The sequence below is a fragment of the Nostoc sp. genome (assembly GCF_036917535.1).
Taxonomy (GTDB): domain Bacteria; phylum Cyanobacteriota; class Cyanobacteriia; order Cyanobacteriales; family Nostocaceae; genus Nostoc.
Genome location: NZ_JBALDA010000108.1, coordinates 21728 through 36846, shown reverse-complemented (window position 1 = coordinate 36846; position 15119 = coordinate 21728). Strand labels below are relative to the sequence as shown.

Genomic DNA, 15119 nt, shown 5'->3' with positions numbered 1-15119 from the left:
AATTAATTAGACTTTTTGTAAAAGTTATTTCAGGTTTAAAAAGCGGTTGAAACAAATTCTACGTAGCATTTTTGCGGCAAACACAATTGAAGAATTGCGGAATGTGGGTTGTAATCAAAGTTAGGTAAAACTCACGCCGCAATTTGAGATAATCATATTGCCTAAACGCTAAGTAAGCTTGTCATCAGACCTCGCCCTTTGGGGATGCTCCAAACTGCTTTGTAATAGCTACGACAAAATCATCAAGCGATGCTGAAGGCAACCCTAAAGGGCAATGCCTATTCAACCGATACAGAGCGATCGCCTAAAAGTGCCTGAACAACAAGCGCGATGATAGATGCCTTTCACCCTCGTGACATCTCATCTGTAAGTCTACACATTATCATTAAAACTCCCACGAAATCGTGCCCTCAACCGCAAATGGTTCACCATAAAAAATACGCGCCCTACCGAAGGAACTTTCAAAATAGGTGACATCGAACAGGTTTTTGAAATTGATGGCGGCGCGCAACCCATTTCGCTGGTAATAAAGCCCTGCATCCGTCCGTAGATAGTTGGGTAGCTCATAGGTACTGTCGAAAAAGCCTGGTCTGTCTTCGACAAAGAACAATCCCACAGCCACGCCGAAACCTTGCAAGGAACCTCGCTGAAATTCGTATTTTGTCCACAGGTTAAAGGAATTTTCAGCCACATTGCCAAAACGAGTACCTACGGGAATCGAGTTGTCCTTAGTGACTTTGGCATCGGTGTAGGCATAGCCCGCAATGATGCTCCATCCCGGTAAAATTTCGCCCCCAATGGTGAAGTCAATACCCCGGCTTCGCTGTTCACCAATTTGAATCGAATATTCGCCTGGCGGTACGAAGGGTCTGGTGTCTTCAGTCAAAACATTGGAAAGGGTCAGGTCATAAAAAGCAAGCGTTGTGGAAAGTCGGTCGTTCAAATCTGCCTTGACCCCGACTTCATACTGGGTGCCGCGCTGTGGTTGAAATCGGTTGCCCTGAAAGCATAAACCAAAACTCTAGAGAATGTGGACGGTCAATGCCTTGTATTATTAGATTGTCATGGCGTTGGTAGCTCTCAATCTCCAACACCAAGTTTTGTCGCAATTCAACTCGTCGAAGATGTCCTTCTCCCAATGCCTGGGGATGCTTCCAGGTAAAATCTAACTCATCATCGGGGTCATTGTTTTGTCGGGTTTTGTCAGCTTCTTCAAAGAGTTCCTTTTGCGCCTGTGGTGAAAGAATGATGGTCATAATGAATTGAACTAGAACTTATTGAGATTAATTATCACTATTCTCTTAACCCTGCACAAAAATAAAATTATAGCCAACTACTTTTACTGTTTAATTTTGACTTCTCCTACAAAAGGTTTTTGGGCTAAATTCTCTAGATCAACACTTTGCAGTAGGTTAGCCCATTCATTATCTAAAGTGGCATTTTTAGGTTTAGCAAGGCGGAGTTTTGCTAATTCTGTCAGTGCTGAGTACCAAATATCATTTTGAGTGTATAGTTGAATGCGATCGCCTTCTGTAATAGCTGTTTTTAAATGCCTTTCCAAGTTAGATGTTAAGGCTACACGCTGCACCCATGCATGTACAAAAACTGGGTCTAATTGTTGTTGATTACAATAAAGTTTAAAGTACCATTGGTATGTTTTACTAACTTCCAGTGGTACAGCTGATGGTAAACTAAAACTCACAATACCTGGTATCTCAGGCAGAGTAAAAGCAGCCCGATAAATGTCGTTGTTTGCTTCATCTTGCAAGACAAACTCTCCGCTAGGTACATCATTAGATTGATAAGGTACAAACACCCAAAAAGTGGGATTCTCTTCAACAACTGAGCTTACTTTTTTTTCAGGTATTAATGCTATAAGTGGTACTTCTACAGATGGGCAGTTACCGCGGCTTCCTGCTCCTCCTCGTTGAGAAGGTCTACCTCTACTTGAACCATCTTGTGGCTGTTGATTACCACTGCTAGCTGGCTGCTGAGACTTTGCTATCAATATTAAAGGATAGCTAGTACAGCTAAATAGTGTCAAAAGTAGAATGATCAGAAATTTTATTTGAGAAAGAGAAAACATTTTCTGTATATTTTTTAGTTTCATATAGTGGTTTGCTTTGATTTGAAGAACTTAGTTGCGTGGTGAGTGTTCGCGAAGCGTCTCGCTCCAGAAGCGTAGCGCCAGCACGATAGATAGGGAACAGGAAAAACTGAGTACAAGTGTATATAGCTTCGCAAAAATCATATAGACTCCTATAGTCCTATATATTGTTAATGGGGACAAGAAAAATTTAATTATGCAGCGACGAAAATACATTAGCTAAGTCCTTGCGAATGTGCTTCACACACAGGCTTTCCGAAGTCCCACTTCGCTAATGAGCATCGGTGAGATATTAAGACAATCTTACTTTTGTCAATTAGAAATTATGCTGAAAATTTGAGAAACCGGAGGTATTAACTTAACTTTTGTACTGGCCTGATGGGTCAAGAATGAATCATGCCTATCAAGATGACGCGTAGGCAAACATTTACCGTAGGCATCGCCTGCTCAAAAATTCTGTTGACAACCCCGATTTTAGCAACATTTTAAGTACTATTGCTTATTGACAAATGATATCCGATCTTAACCTCTTACGAATGGCTAATGAGACACTTGTTCACGTAGCATTGACCACAAGAGAACAATCGCTTTATGCAATTTTTAAATAAAAAGTGCATAAATCGATCTATGTAACACCCATTAGAAGTATAGAGGGGTAATAAACAAAGTTAAACTTCTGCTCGAACAGTCAATTACAACAGTTTGGCTCCAATCTTAGATTGATTTTAACCTCTAATTATCACTTGAAGAATAAAAAAACAATATATTTAAAAGATTAATTTTAGATAAATTATGAAAAATTTATTTAATTAATTTATGTAAAACATAGTAAAACTTATGAATAAACGTGAAGGTATTGTACAAAAGTTTTCAAGTTTTCTCAGTTTGAGAAATGATAATAAAAGTTTCAATTTTATATGGAAACCTGATTTAGACCTAGAACGTAATATAAGTTTTTTAACACAGTCAGAACCAGATGCTAAAGAGGAATATTGGGCGCGTTATTTTCTGAAAATTCTCCGAAATATATTAGAGGAGGAATCACTAAAAGTTAGTTCGGAAACTGAGAAAAAAGAAAACTTATCAAAATCTTTTTTAAGAGCAGAAAAACATTTGTGTGCATACTTACAGGAAACTTGTCTTTGGGCAGCTAGAAAAAGCTATCAAAGATTTAAATTCATTCAGCATAAATATCCATTAGAGGAATACTTTCAAATAGCTAATTCAGCTATCTATCCTCCAGTTAAAATTTTTAAAAGCTTTAACTTTGACTACCATCAAACTAATATAGAAGGTTATGCTAAAACAGCTGTCGTCCGTTTTATTAGTAACACCATTTATCAAAAAGACTTAGAAGGTAAAAGAGAAAAATTTTCTAACTACGGTCTTTTAAAAGACTTAACAAGAAAAGAGATGCAGGAAGCTTTAGTTATAAAAGGAATAAATCATAACCGTGTTAGCTTATACTGTCTAGCTTGGCAATGTTTAGATGAAATATATCAACCTAACCAAAAGCAAGGAAGTCGTAGTTTAGAAACACCTACTGCACAATGTTTTCAGGGAATTGCATCATTATATAATGAACGGTACAAGCAATTAGGATTTATGGAAGCACCAGTTTCAAAGGACAAAATTCAAGAAATATTAGAAATTTGTATCCAAGCAGCTCGTGATTACCGAACAAAGCTTTTTCTACCTTTAGAAGACTACAATAACTTAAGTGATAGTCAGCATACTGCCTTAGATAATCTTGTCCAAGAAGAAGAATGGCAGCAAGTAAACTCACTTGTAGCAAGTTTATTTTCAGCTATACCGGAAACAGGTCAAACAATGTTAATACTCTGGCTGGGATTAAACTTAACTCAAACTGAGATGGCAGGAGTTTTGAAAAATAAATATCCTGAGCTACAGAAACAATATCAAGTAGCTCGACAGTTAGCAAGATATAAAAAAGTAATATTACAAGACTTTATTAACGAAGCTAACAAAATTTATCCTGAAATTTGCTTGAATGACGAAAAAGATATCGAAATCATTAAAACATCATTAGATGAATGCTTACAATCACACTGTCAAAAACTATGCAAATTTATTTTAGATAAAATTACTCAAGAATCGCAGGTTGAGAGTGAAACAAGTAATTTACAACATACATTAAAAGAAGCTTTTATCTCTCAATTAGAAATAGATATAGGTTTACCTACAAATTCTTTGTCAGCAGTTAGTAATAAACTAGCTGATTTCGTAGATCAATGGCTAAAAAATAAATTTTTTAATTAAGTAATAGGAATTAATAATTATGATTAAGTTAGATGATTTGACTCTAATCTATCCCGAACATATATGTTTAGATATATCAACCCAAGAGCGAGACGCAGCATGGGAGCAAACTATGCAAGAGCGTTACTCTAATACAGCTGCTCGCTGGAATGCCTATCTCAATCATTTATGTTTAAATACTTTTTTAACTTGGTTGCAAGCAGATACAGATTCACAAGCAATACCTAAGTTATGCTTTCAAAAAGGTGAATTACCGAGTATTTGGGAAGTAGTAAATGGCTGTGCGTTAACTCTGGGCAAGACTCGATTAGTGTTAATTCCTAGTGATAAAAGCTACCTTGGAGAGTTTCGGATTCCCCAAGAATGGATTGATATTCCCAGTTGGGCAGCTCATTACTATGTAGCGGTGCAGTTAAACCTAGATGAATGTTGGCTACGGGTGTGGGGTTATGCTAACTATCAGCAAATTCGCAAGCAAGCTACTTACGATATCATGGATCGAACTTATTGTTTAAATACGGAGGATTTAATTGCAGACTTAAATGTGATGTGGATAGCACAAGAACTTTTTCCTCTCAATATTCCAGAGGTTAAACTTCTACCTATTTTGTCAAAAGTACAAGCACAGCAATTACTTGAAAAATTAAATAAATGGACTTTTTCTTCGCCCAGACTTAATGTCTCTTTTGATATGTGGGGAACATTACTGGCGATGGATGAATTTCGGCAGCAACTTTATCAACGACGAGTGGAAAAGCAAAAAAATAATCAAGTTGAAGCTAGCTATGCGGTTAATAACTTGAGTTTATGGTTTCAAAATATCTTTAGTGTAGGTTGGCAAAATTTAGATACTTTATTAACAGCACAACAAAAGACTTTAGCCGTTCAATTTAGAAGTGATTTTGGGTTAAATGAAGGATATGTTAAACGAGCCAAGCTAATAGATTTAGGAATGCAGCTTGGAGGTAGTGCAGTTGTGTTGTTAATTGGGCTTAAAACAGAGATTGATAACAAAATTGGTCTGCGCGTACAGTTGCATCCAGCAAATGCAGAAACTTACTTAATACCTAATCTCAGATTAATTTTGCTTTCACAAACAGGAACAATTCTTCAAGAGGTTACTTCTAGAAGCCACGATCATTATATTCAACTCAAAAAATTTAAATCATCTCCTGGAATTCGCTTTAGTATACAAGTTGCTCTCGATGATGTCAGTATAAAGGAAGATTTTGTACTGCAAGCGCTTGACGATTGATAGCCATGACTAAATTAGTCGTGTTGAACTTAGGAAAGGGTAACTTGAAACAGGGATTTGCTACTGTTACAACTCAGTTGTACAACTATAGCAACCCTATACCAATACAATTTACAGGTAGCTTGCCTGCGGCACCAGAACTAATAGAACTTTATAGACGTTGGCAGTTGCTTTATTTGTTGCTGCATGAAACTCTTTCTCCTGGTCAACGTTGGCATAGAAACATGGCAAGCGATGCAGGTATTGAAATTGATGCAGAAGATATAACTAATATTTCCTCTGTTGAGTTTAGTAATTTATGTAATAAGTTACAAGATAAAATTAACATTTGGCTAAAATCTGAGCTATTTCGCAACATTGATCAGAAATTACGCACGAAATTAAATCCTCATGAAGAAATTCGGGTGATTCTGGAAACGGAAGATGACCAAGTTCGTCGGCTACCTTGGCATTTATGGAATTTTTTTGAGGATTATCAAAGGGCAGTATTTGCTTTAAGCGTTCCGGAAGTAGATGAAGTTAAACCATTAGGCAAATCTACTAGGGATAAGGTGAGAATATTAGCTATTCTTGGTAATAGTGAAGGAATTAATATTCAACAAGACCGGGCAATACTTGAACAACTACCAGGAACGCAGACTGTTTTTCTGGTTGAGCCACAGCGCTCAGAATTAGATCGATGGCTGTGGAACAAACAAGGTTGGGATATTCTTTTTTTTGCAGGACATGGTTTAAGTCAAAATGATTGTGAAATAAGTGAAATTTATATTAATCAAACTGAGAGTTTAACAATTTCTCAGTTAAAAAATGCTTTGAAAGCAGCGATCGCCAGAGGTTTACAACTGGCGATTTTTAACTGCTGTGATGGATTAGGATTAGTACGAGAATTGGCGTCGCTGCACATTCCCCAAATGATTGTCATGCGGGAAGCAGTACCAGATCGAGTTGCTCAAGAATTTTTGAAGCACTTTCTAGAAGCTTTTGCTAATGGAGAATCTTGCCATTTGGCGATGCGGGAAGCCACAGAAAAGTTGCAAGGTCTAGAAAGCAGCTTTCCCTGTGCTAGTTGGCTACCTGTAATTTGTCAAAATCCTACGGCTATGTCGTTGGTGTTGAACAAAGTAGGCTCTAAACCTACTAGCTTGCACAATCGAAATATTATTAGCACAATTTTCCAAGTCAGTATAGCCGCGACTGCCTTAATAATGGGGATGCGCTCTCTTGGCATATTGCAGTCATGGGAGCTTGCGGCTTTTGATGCAATGATGCGATCGCGACCTGATGAAGGACAAGATCGACGCATTTTAGTAGTTACCATCACTGAAGCTGATGTGCGATCGCAAAGCGCTAAAGAAAGAGGTGGAGCTTCACTATCAGATCGCGCCCTCGCTCAAGTTATAAAAAAATTAGAGCAGTTCCAACCACGAGTCATTGGCTTAGATATCTATCGTGAGAATCCCGTAGGAGCAAAGTATCATAAATTATCTATACTTATGCAAAAAAGCGATCGCTTCATTACTATATGCAAAGTTAGTGAGGAAAACAAAAATAGTGGTGTTTCGCCACCTCCTGAAGTTCCAAAGCAAAACTTAGGTTTTAGTGACGTTATACCCGATCCCGATGGCATTATCCGCCGTCAAATATTGGCTATGGCTCCTGCATCTCCCTGCAACACTGATAAATCTTTTAGCTTTCAATTAGCAAACCGTTACTTGCTTGCTCTTGGTATTCAGTCCAAACTTACCGCAGAAAAAAACTGGCAATTTGGCAATGTTGTCTTTAAAAACTTGGAAGAAAACAGCGGCGGCTATCATAAAATCGATAATCTAGGCCACCAAGTACTGCTTAATTATCGTTCTTCCCATCAACTTGCAACACAAGTAACTCTTGCAGACGTTTTGAACGATAAACTTACTTCTGATTTAGTAAAGAATCGAATCGTTCTCATTGGTACAACTGCTGAAAGTTTTCATGATTATTGGTCTACACCTTATAGTGCCAGTCAGTGGCCATACGAGCAAATGCCAGGGGTAATACTTCAAGCACACATGGTAAGTCAAATTATTAGTAGTGTTTTAGATAATCGTCCACTATTGTGGATGTTACCGAAGTGGGGTGAATTCATTTGGGTATGGGCTTGGTCGTTGATTGGCAGCATAATTATTTGGCAATTTCGGTCATGGTCAAGATTGGGATTGGTAGGAGTGACAGCTGTTTGTGTTTTATATGGTATATCCTTTGGTCTGTCGATCCAAGGAGCCTGGATACCACTACTGCCATCAATTTTAGTTTTGATACTTAGTGGAACTAGCATGAAAATTTATATAGCTTTTCAAATTCATCAACGGTAGACCTCTTGCAAAAGTCCTAGATAGGTGGGAAAAGTAGATTAGAGTTTGGGTAGCATCTATGACCTACTTTCCAAGTGAAGAGTCTAAAGTCAGAAGACTTTAAACGCTTGTGTGGTGTACGTCCAGATACTTTTAAGCAGATGGTAGTTCATGTTCAATCTTCATTCCGTAACTGCCAGACTGCACCAAAAGCGGCCCCAGCCCCAGCTAACAATCCAGTACTCATTCCTTGGATAGTTTTTTGAAATGGATCTTGGGTTAAGCACTCGCTTGTAACCTTACTGTCATCCAAACAGAGATTACTTTCTGCCCAACCAGCAGTACCTCCTAAAATTACACCTGTGATACTACAAGAAACAATTAGCAGCAAAAGGCGTTGTGTTTTTCTAGCCATAGATGGATGTTTTACTCAATTTTGTATTTTAGACTTTAAGATGACTCAATATGTAAATACACGTCTAAATAAAGAATTTTAGATTTTTCCATACTTGAGCCACTGTTTAAGCGGGCTGCCTCAGCAAAATTCCAAAATTAAAAATTCTGTCTAAGGTTGGAAATTTGTAGTTGACTCTCAACTACTTTACACATCCGGGCGGTAAATGTCAGCTGGTTTATGGCTGATGAGGCAAACTCATGCACCTCGCCGTAGTAGTCTGTCTTTTAAAGTTATGGGTAAACAATTTCGTAGTAAGGACTTTAGTCTTTATTTTCTCAGTACTAAAATCTTGACTACAAAGCCTCAAAACTAGTTTCACAAATTAGTATTCGGTAAGTTTTGCCTAATACGCTTGGGTTAGGGGTTATTGGTATAGGTAACTGGTTTTTCAAGACGCGATAAATCGCGTCTCTACAATCTGCGTTTTGGGTTTATCTGAACTGTATTGAGTTTTTGCTCACTGATGCTCAAAAAAATATCTACTCAATCTTCAAGTTGAAAGGCAAGCGGGCATAAACCCCTTGTGGATCGTTCATCTTTTGCAGAATCTCAACTTCCTGTTGCAATTTTTGGAATTCGGTGGTCAGGGGATTGGCTGATTTGAGTTGCGTCCCTTCAATTCCTAAAGCAGTCCGTACCTCTTCTGTTGCACGCCCAAAAAAGCGTTCTCTGAAACTGCTAGTGCGAGGATATTCTTGCACTTCCCAGTCTTCTCCTAGTTTCGCCTGCTTGGCAGTGTATGCGATCGCAGTATTCAAACCACCAATTTCATCCACCAAACCAATTTCTTTGGCCACCTCACCTGACCAAACCCTTCCTTGGGCAATTTCTGCTACTTTTTGTTCTGGGAGTTTGCGACCTTGAGAAACTTTATTCAGAAACATTTTATAAAGACGGTTAACACTGCGCTGATAAATTTCCAATTCTTGAGGCGATTTCGGACGCGAAACTGTTTGACTATCAGCATAGCGTGCGGTTTTCACTGAATCCCAAGTAATACCATTATTACTGGCCAGCTTTTCCCCATTGAATAAGATCCCAAACACCCCTATGGAACCTGTAATGGTATTTGGTTCTGCAAAAATGCGATTAGAGTCGCTAGCAATCCAATAACCACCAGAGGCGGCGACATCACCCATTGACACTACAACTGGTTTTACCTGACGAGTTAATTTCACTTCTCGTTGCATGACATCGGCTGCGGTAGCGCTACCACCGGGACTATTAATTCGTAATACAACAGCCTTCACATCTTTATCTTGTCGCAGCTTGTTGAAGATTTTGGCAAAGCGCTCGCCTCCTACTTGCCCATCTTCTCCTTTACCATCGACAATCTCGCCTTCAGCATAAACAACAGCTATTTTATTTTTAGAGTTACGTTCTACACCCAGAGATTTACCTGAAACTTGTGCATAGTTATTCAGGCTAATTTGTCGGAATGTTTTGTCTTCTTTATCGCTATTTGTCAACTTTTTCAGATCAGCGACAACTTCATCGGAGTATTGTACTCGATCGACTAAACCGCTAGTTTTGGCTTGTGTGGCTTCTAGTAGGGCTTGATTATCTGCGATCGCCTGTAATTTATCGGGTTCAAGTTTCCGACTTGCACCTACAGCAGTGCGCCACTCTCCCCAAACATCATCTAACAATTTCTGAGTTTGTTCGCGGTTTTCTGGACTCAATTTTGTGAGGATAAACGGTTCAACTGCCCCTTTAAATTTCCCGACTCGCACGACTTGAACACCAATGCCATATTTCTGCAATCCTCCTGCAAAAAACATTGGTTGTGAACTCAAACCATTGATTTCCATCATTCCCAGAGGGTTAAGTACAATGGAATCTGCCACTGAACTAAGGTAATATTCCTTTTTACTCCAATCACTGCCATAAGCCACAATCTTTTTCCCCGCAGCGCGAAACTCCTCCAGCGCTTTCCGAATTTCTTTTAAAGAGGCATAGCCGACATTCCCAGCTTGGCTTGTGCTTGTTGCATCCAAGTAGATCCCAACGATTCGCGGATCGCGCCGCGCTTTTTCCAAAGTTTCCACAACTTTGCGGAGTGCCATCTGATCTTCATCCACACCTGATATTGTGTTTTGAAACAGTTCGCCTGAATTAGGTTCGCTATCAGTGATTTTCATTGACAAGTCAAAAACCAACACTGACTTATTTTTCACATAAGGCTCAGTATCTTTTGAGGAGCTAGCAGCTAATATCAGCAAGAATAGTCCAGTAGTTCCTAGACCAGCGAAAATAATTAGTCCTAGTAAGGTGCCAACTAAACTAGCAAAAGTTTGTTTGATAAAATTACGCATTAGTTATTGGAAATTGGGAATTGGGCATGGGGCATTGACAAAGGACAAATGACTGATGACTAATGACCTACTTAATTTATTCTATGCGTTGTAAACTACCAGAGTGCTTTAACTGATACAAGGTAGCATTGCCAGTGCAGAATAAGACTGTGGTGATTTCGGCAATCAATACTTCAGCGAGTTCCGCAACTGCTGTCTCTGATGTTGCTGCTGCTTGCAAAAAAGGCATTGCTAAACCAGCTATATCTGCTCCCAAAGCGATCGCTGCTGCAACATCCAATCCATGACGCAAACCTCCCGAAGCAATTAAGGGCACATCTTTGGCGATCGCTCTAATTGTTGTAATGCATTCTGCTGTCGGTAAACCCCAATCAGCAAATGTCCTCCCTAAGCGACGTTGCAAGGGATTTTCGGCCCGTTCACTTTCTACTTTTGCCCAAGAAGTACCGCCTGCACCAGCTACGTCAATTGCTGCTACCCCAGCGGCAATGAGTTTGTTGGCGATCGCTGCTGAAATGCCATTACCAACTTCCTTTGCAATCACTGGTACTGGCAATTTTGAGCATAATGTAGAAATCTTGTCAAGTAAACCTCGAAAATTTGTATCACCTTTGGGTTGAATGCACTCTTGTAAAGGGTTAATGTGTAAAATCAAGGCATCAGCTTCTAAAATATCAACTACGCGCAAACATTCATCTAAGCCGTACTTGTAGTTAAGTTGCACAGCACCCAAGTTTGCAAGTAGTAGAACATCAGGGGCATACTTGCGGACAGCAAAAGTATTAGCCACCTGGGGTTTTTCTACCGCTACTCGCTGGGAACCGACACCCATTGCAATTTTGTAGTGTTGTGCGACTTGGGCCAAACGTTGGTTAATGATTGCGGCTTGTTCTGTTCCGCCAGTCATGGAAGAAATTAACAAGGGTGCGTTAAGGTTTTTTCCCAGAAAAGTTGTACTGATATCAATATCGTTGTGGTTGAGTTCGGGTAAGCAAGAATGGATAAAGCGATAACGTTCCAGTCCATTGGTGATTTGATGAGACTGAACATCTTCTTCTAAACAGATGCGAATGTGATCGGCTTTGCGATTCTGAGTTTGTGCAGAGATATTGGTAGGGGGGTTCACTGGTGGGTATAGCTAAAAGTATTGGCTTGCGATCGCTATTGTTACATTGTCTGCAATCGTATTTGTATAATAAAAGTATTTATTTTCGCTATCTTTCAGGTACGTTACGCTATTGATAACAGAACCATTTTCTCATTTGGTGAGTTAATTAATATGGTTTTACAAACACAAAAGCACTACACCCCTGAAGAATATTTGGAATTAGAAGAGAAGGCTGAATATAAATCGCCTGAGATTAGCGAAAGTATAGTAGGCAAAAGTTAGCAGACACGATCGCGGCAGTTTGTCTTCAAATGGCTCAATTACTTGGACGATAAGGCGATGGCGTAACATTTGAATTACTCAACAAAATGGCGATCGCGTACTAAAATGACTTGTATTGAGTACCATCGTTTGCGAAGTGCTTAGAATAGCACCTTGCAACCCATATTTAGAATAATGGCAAAGCGTTAATCAAGATTAAACAACCACAAAATTGTTTTTGGTTAGTGATAATCCAGCAGATAATTGTGCAAATTTTACCTGAGTAAAGGTACTCGCACTCCCATCAAGATCAAAATACAGTGCACCTGTATCAAAGTCGTAGATAAATCGCTGATTGCTTGTTGTTGCAGATGTTCCAATGGTGAATTGACTATCTAAAAGTAAACGTTTTAATTGCTGATCAAAACCATACTTCGATAACTGAATCAGTTCATTAGTGGCGTTGAAGTCATAAAGTGTATCTATACCTTCACTGTAATTATTGAAAACAAAGGTATCTATACCATCCTTTCCATAGAGGCTATCATTACCGTTACCACCCTTTATGGTATCATTGCCGTTGCCACCCTTTATGGTATCATTGCCATTACCACCATCAAGCGTGTTCTTCTCTGAGGCGGATACCGCAGAGAGAAAATCATTGCCATCGTCCCCAAAGAGTAGGTTCTTGCCTTTGGAATAGTCAATATTTAAGTAATCGTTACCAGCACCACCGTTGAGGGTGTTATTGCCAGAAGCGTCATCGTTCTTGCCGATAAAGAACTCATCGTCATCCCTGTAGCCAGACGCAAAGAGAGAATCATTGCCATTGCCCCCAGAGAGTAGATTATCGCCTCTTGAATGGTCAATATTTAAATAATCGTTTCCAGCGCCACCGTCGAGGGTATTATTGCCAGAGGCAGCGACGAGAGCAGCATATTCTGTGGAGGTGTAGGCACTAGCTACCGAGGCAGAGAGAAAATCATTGCCATCGTCCCCAGAGAGCAAATTATTGCCTGTTGAATAATCAGCAAGCAAGGTATCGTTACCAGTGCCACCGTTGAGGGTATTATTGCCATAAACCTGAATGAATACCTCTTCAATCTCGTAGTAGCCAGAAGCAGAGAGAGAATCATTGCCATCGTTCCCAGAGAGCAAATTATTGCCTGTTGAATAGTCAGCAAGCAAGGTATCACTACTAGCACCACCGTTGAGAGTGTTATTGCCAGACACATAGCCATAATACAAGTTTCCGTACATAGTTGAGCTAGAGGCAGAGAGAAAATCATTGCCATCGTCCCCAGAGAGCAAATTATTGCCTGTTAAATAATTGTGATTAGAATCATCCAATAGAATATCGTCACCAGTACCACCGATGAGAGTATCATTGCCTACGCCACCCCGCAGCAAGTCGTTGCCACTCTTACCGTCAATGATGTCATCACCTGCCTGACCATTAATTACATCATCTGAGTTGTCAAAGCCGTTGACATTGTTGTTGAGATCGTTAAGGAAGGTGACTGTGTTCTTTTTGAAGATGCTGCTTTGGGTGGAATTGGCATCGAAGACATCAAAGCTGTCCGCGATGCTAGTTTGCCCATCAAACACAATATTGCCGACCTGGGCTAAATAGTCTAGGTTTTCCAAGGCAAAGTTTTGCAAGACCACTTTGAAATCAAGCGCCTTTTCAAAAGAGATTTCTGTATTGTTACCAATTTGAGTTAATTGTAGATTTCTTGCAGTTAATGGGTCAGGAGAATATTCATCAGAATAATCTCCTGTAAATTGCAAGGTATCCGCTTCAGCAATCACCGCCACTGATGGGTTTGAGTCTTTACCAATGCCACCAAAATCAGTAATAATAATACCACCACCACCGTTCTCGCCGAGAGCGTAAACAAACTTATCCTTGCCACCGCCACCAGTCGTCAAGTTAGTATAATAATGATTTTTTCTAGTATAAAAAGTGTCGTTTCCACTGCCACCATTGAGGGTGTTATCACCATAGTTGATATTGGAGTTAGAGGTCACGTCAGAGGTAAAGAGAGTATCATTGCCATCGCCTCCCAAGAGCAAGTTATTGCCTGATGAATGTTCAGCATTCAAGATATCATTACCAGTGCCACCATTGAGGGTAGTATTGCCTGAGGAATAGTAAACATTCAAGTAATCGTTACCAGCATCACCGTTAAGGATGTCGTAGCTTCTATTGCCATATAGTTTATCGTCACCTGCTAAACCATTAATTAAGTCATCACTCGTTGTCCCATAGAGGGTATCATTACCGTTAGTGCCATTAATATTTGCCATAACTTTTTACCTACCTAAATCGATTTTTTCAGTAAATTTCAGTTTTCAATTTGTAGTTAGTGCTGTTTTATAGCACAAATAACTCATTTAACTTTGACGTTTTTGGCATACTTTTATATTACTCTTAAGAGCAAGCAATTTTTATTTCAAGATTCACTCTATTGACCAATTTGCAAGTAGTACTGATAACAACAGTTAACGACAATAGGAAGTTTCAAGCTTGTTTTTACTATCCTTGATTCAATAGCAATCGCTGAAAAAATGTTAAAAAATCAAGTTGAAATGTCTGAAACTCACAATGAATATTTAGTTTTTTTGCCAATGCGTAAGGCTTAATATCTAGAAAATAGAGAATAGTTGACTAGTGATAGGAAAAGAGGTTTTTACACCTTTGTTGTGAGCTATTGCTGTGGGTAAGTAGCTTGAAAATAAAGAATACCTAAAGAGTTTGATAATAAGTATATACTGAACAAGTATTTAGAAGTCTATAGTTAAAAAAATCTCTTTGCATACTCTTCACATTAATTGTTAACAAATGTATATAACAGTACTAAACTTTATATATTCTTTATATTCTTCTAATTTTTAGGCAATAATTTCCAGAAAGTAGTAGGCAAATATTTGAAGAAGTGATGAAATGTATTTTTCTTAGTGTTTGCTGCCAATGCATCTTTTTTCAGCGTAGCTGCAACGCCC

The 15119-nt window shown here is 39.1% G+C and carries 10 protein-coding genes and 1 pseudogene; 4 read left to right on the top strand and 7 right to left on the bottom strand.

The genetic code is table 11. The features are described from left to right. Nucleotides 1–385: 385 nt before the first annotated feature. The 3 genes from V7K56_RS35540 to V7K56_RS35530 form a co-directional block, all read right to left on the bottom strand. On the bottom strand, nt 386–943 hold the full coding sequence (locus V7K56_RS35540; RefSeq protein ID WP_334918639.1) for a TonB-dependent siderophore receptor: 558 nt from the start codon (nt 941–943) through the stop codon (nt 386–388). A gap of 19 nt (nt 944–962) precedes the next feature. After that, nucleotides 963–1256: a hypothetical protein gene (locus tag V7K56_RS35535; RefSeq protein WP_334918637.1), complete on the bottom strand. Its 294-nt coding sequence runs from the start codon at nt 1254–1256 to the stop codon at nt 963–965. A gap of 83 nt (nt 1257–1339) precedes the next feature. Next, complete coding sequence (locus V7K56_RS35530) at nt 1340–2110, bottom strand: DUF928 domain-containing protein (protein WP_334918635.1); 771 nt, start codon at nt 2108–2110, stop codon at nt 1340–1342. A gap of 834 nt (nt 2111–2944) precedes the next feature. Between V7K56_RS35530 and V7K56_RS35525 the strand changes: the two genes are divergently transcribed. Genes V7K56_RS35525 through V7K56_RS35515 form a run of 3 tightly spaced genes read left to right on the top strand, consistent with a single transcriptional unit; the run spans nt 2945 to nt 7993 of the window. Continuing rightward, nucleotides 2945–4387, top strand: a complete 1443-nt coding sequence (locus V7K56_RS35525) for a sigma-70 family RNA polymerase sigma factor (RefSeq protein WP_334918633.1) — start codon at nt 2945–2947, stop codon at nt 4385–4387. 19 nt (nt 4388–4406) lie between these two features. Further along, nucleotides 4407–5642: a DUF1822 family protein gene (locus tag V7K56_RS35520; protein WP_334918631.1), complete on the top strand. Its 1236-nt coding sequence runs from the start codon at nt 4407–4409 to the stop codon at nt 5640–5642. Between the two features lie 5 nt (nt 5643–5647). Beyond that, the gene (locus tag V7K56_RS35515) at nt 5648–7993 is read left to right on the top strand and encodes a CHASE2 domain-containing protein (protein ID WP_334918629.1); all 2346 of its coding nucleotides are present in this window, start codon (nt 5648–5650) and stop codon (nt 7991–7993) included. Between the two features lie 154 nt (nt 7994–8147). Here the strand turns inward: V7K56_RS35515 and V7K56_RS35510 are convergent, their stop codons facing one another. The 3 genes from V7K56_RS35510 to fni form a co-directional block, all read right to left on the bottom strand. Beyond that, entirely contained in the window at nt 8148–8387 is a 240-nt protein-coding gene (locus tag V7K56_RS35510; protein WP_292873746.1) for a hypothetical protein, read from the bottom strand. A 521-nt stretch (nt 8388–8908) separates the two neighbouring features. Next, nucleotides 8909–10744 carry a signal peptide peptidase SppA gene (gene sppA / locus V7K56_RS35505; protein WP_334918627.1) on the bottom strand — a complete coding sequence of 612 codons (1836 nt, stop codon included), beginning with the start codon at nt 10742–10744 and terminating at the stop codon, nt 8909–8911. 76 nt (nt 10745–10820) lie between these two features. Then, nucleotides 10821–11870 (bottom strand): type 2 isopentenyl-diphosphate Delta-isomerase, encoded by a 1050-nt coding sequence (gene fni, locus V7K56_RS35500; protein WP_334918624.1) that lies wholly within the window; start codon nt 11868–11870, stop codon nt 10821–10823. Between the two features lie 153 nt (nt 11871–12023). Here fni and V7K56_RS37415 point away from each other — a divergent pair. Beyond that, nucleotides 12024–12098 (top strand): annotated as a pseudogene (locus V7K56_RS37415) (Uma2 family endonuclease); the annotation flags it as partial. Nucleotides 12099–12329: 231 nt separating this feature from the next. On the opposite strand, the gene V7K56_RS35495 reads toward V7K56_RS37415, so the two are convergent. Next, nucleotides 12330–14423 carry a beta strand repeat-containing protein gene (locus V7K56_RS35495; RefSeq protein WP_334918622.1) on the bottom strand — a complete coding sequence of 698 codons (2094 nt, stop codon included), beginning with the start codon at nt 14421–14423 and terminating at the stop codon, nt 12330–12332. Between the last annotated feature and the right edge of the window lie 696 nt (nt 14424–15119).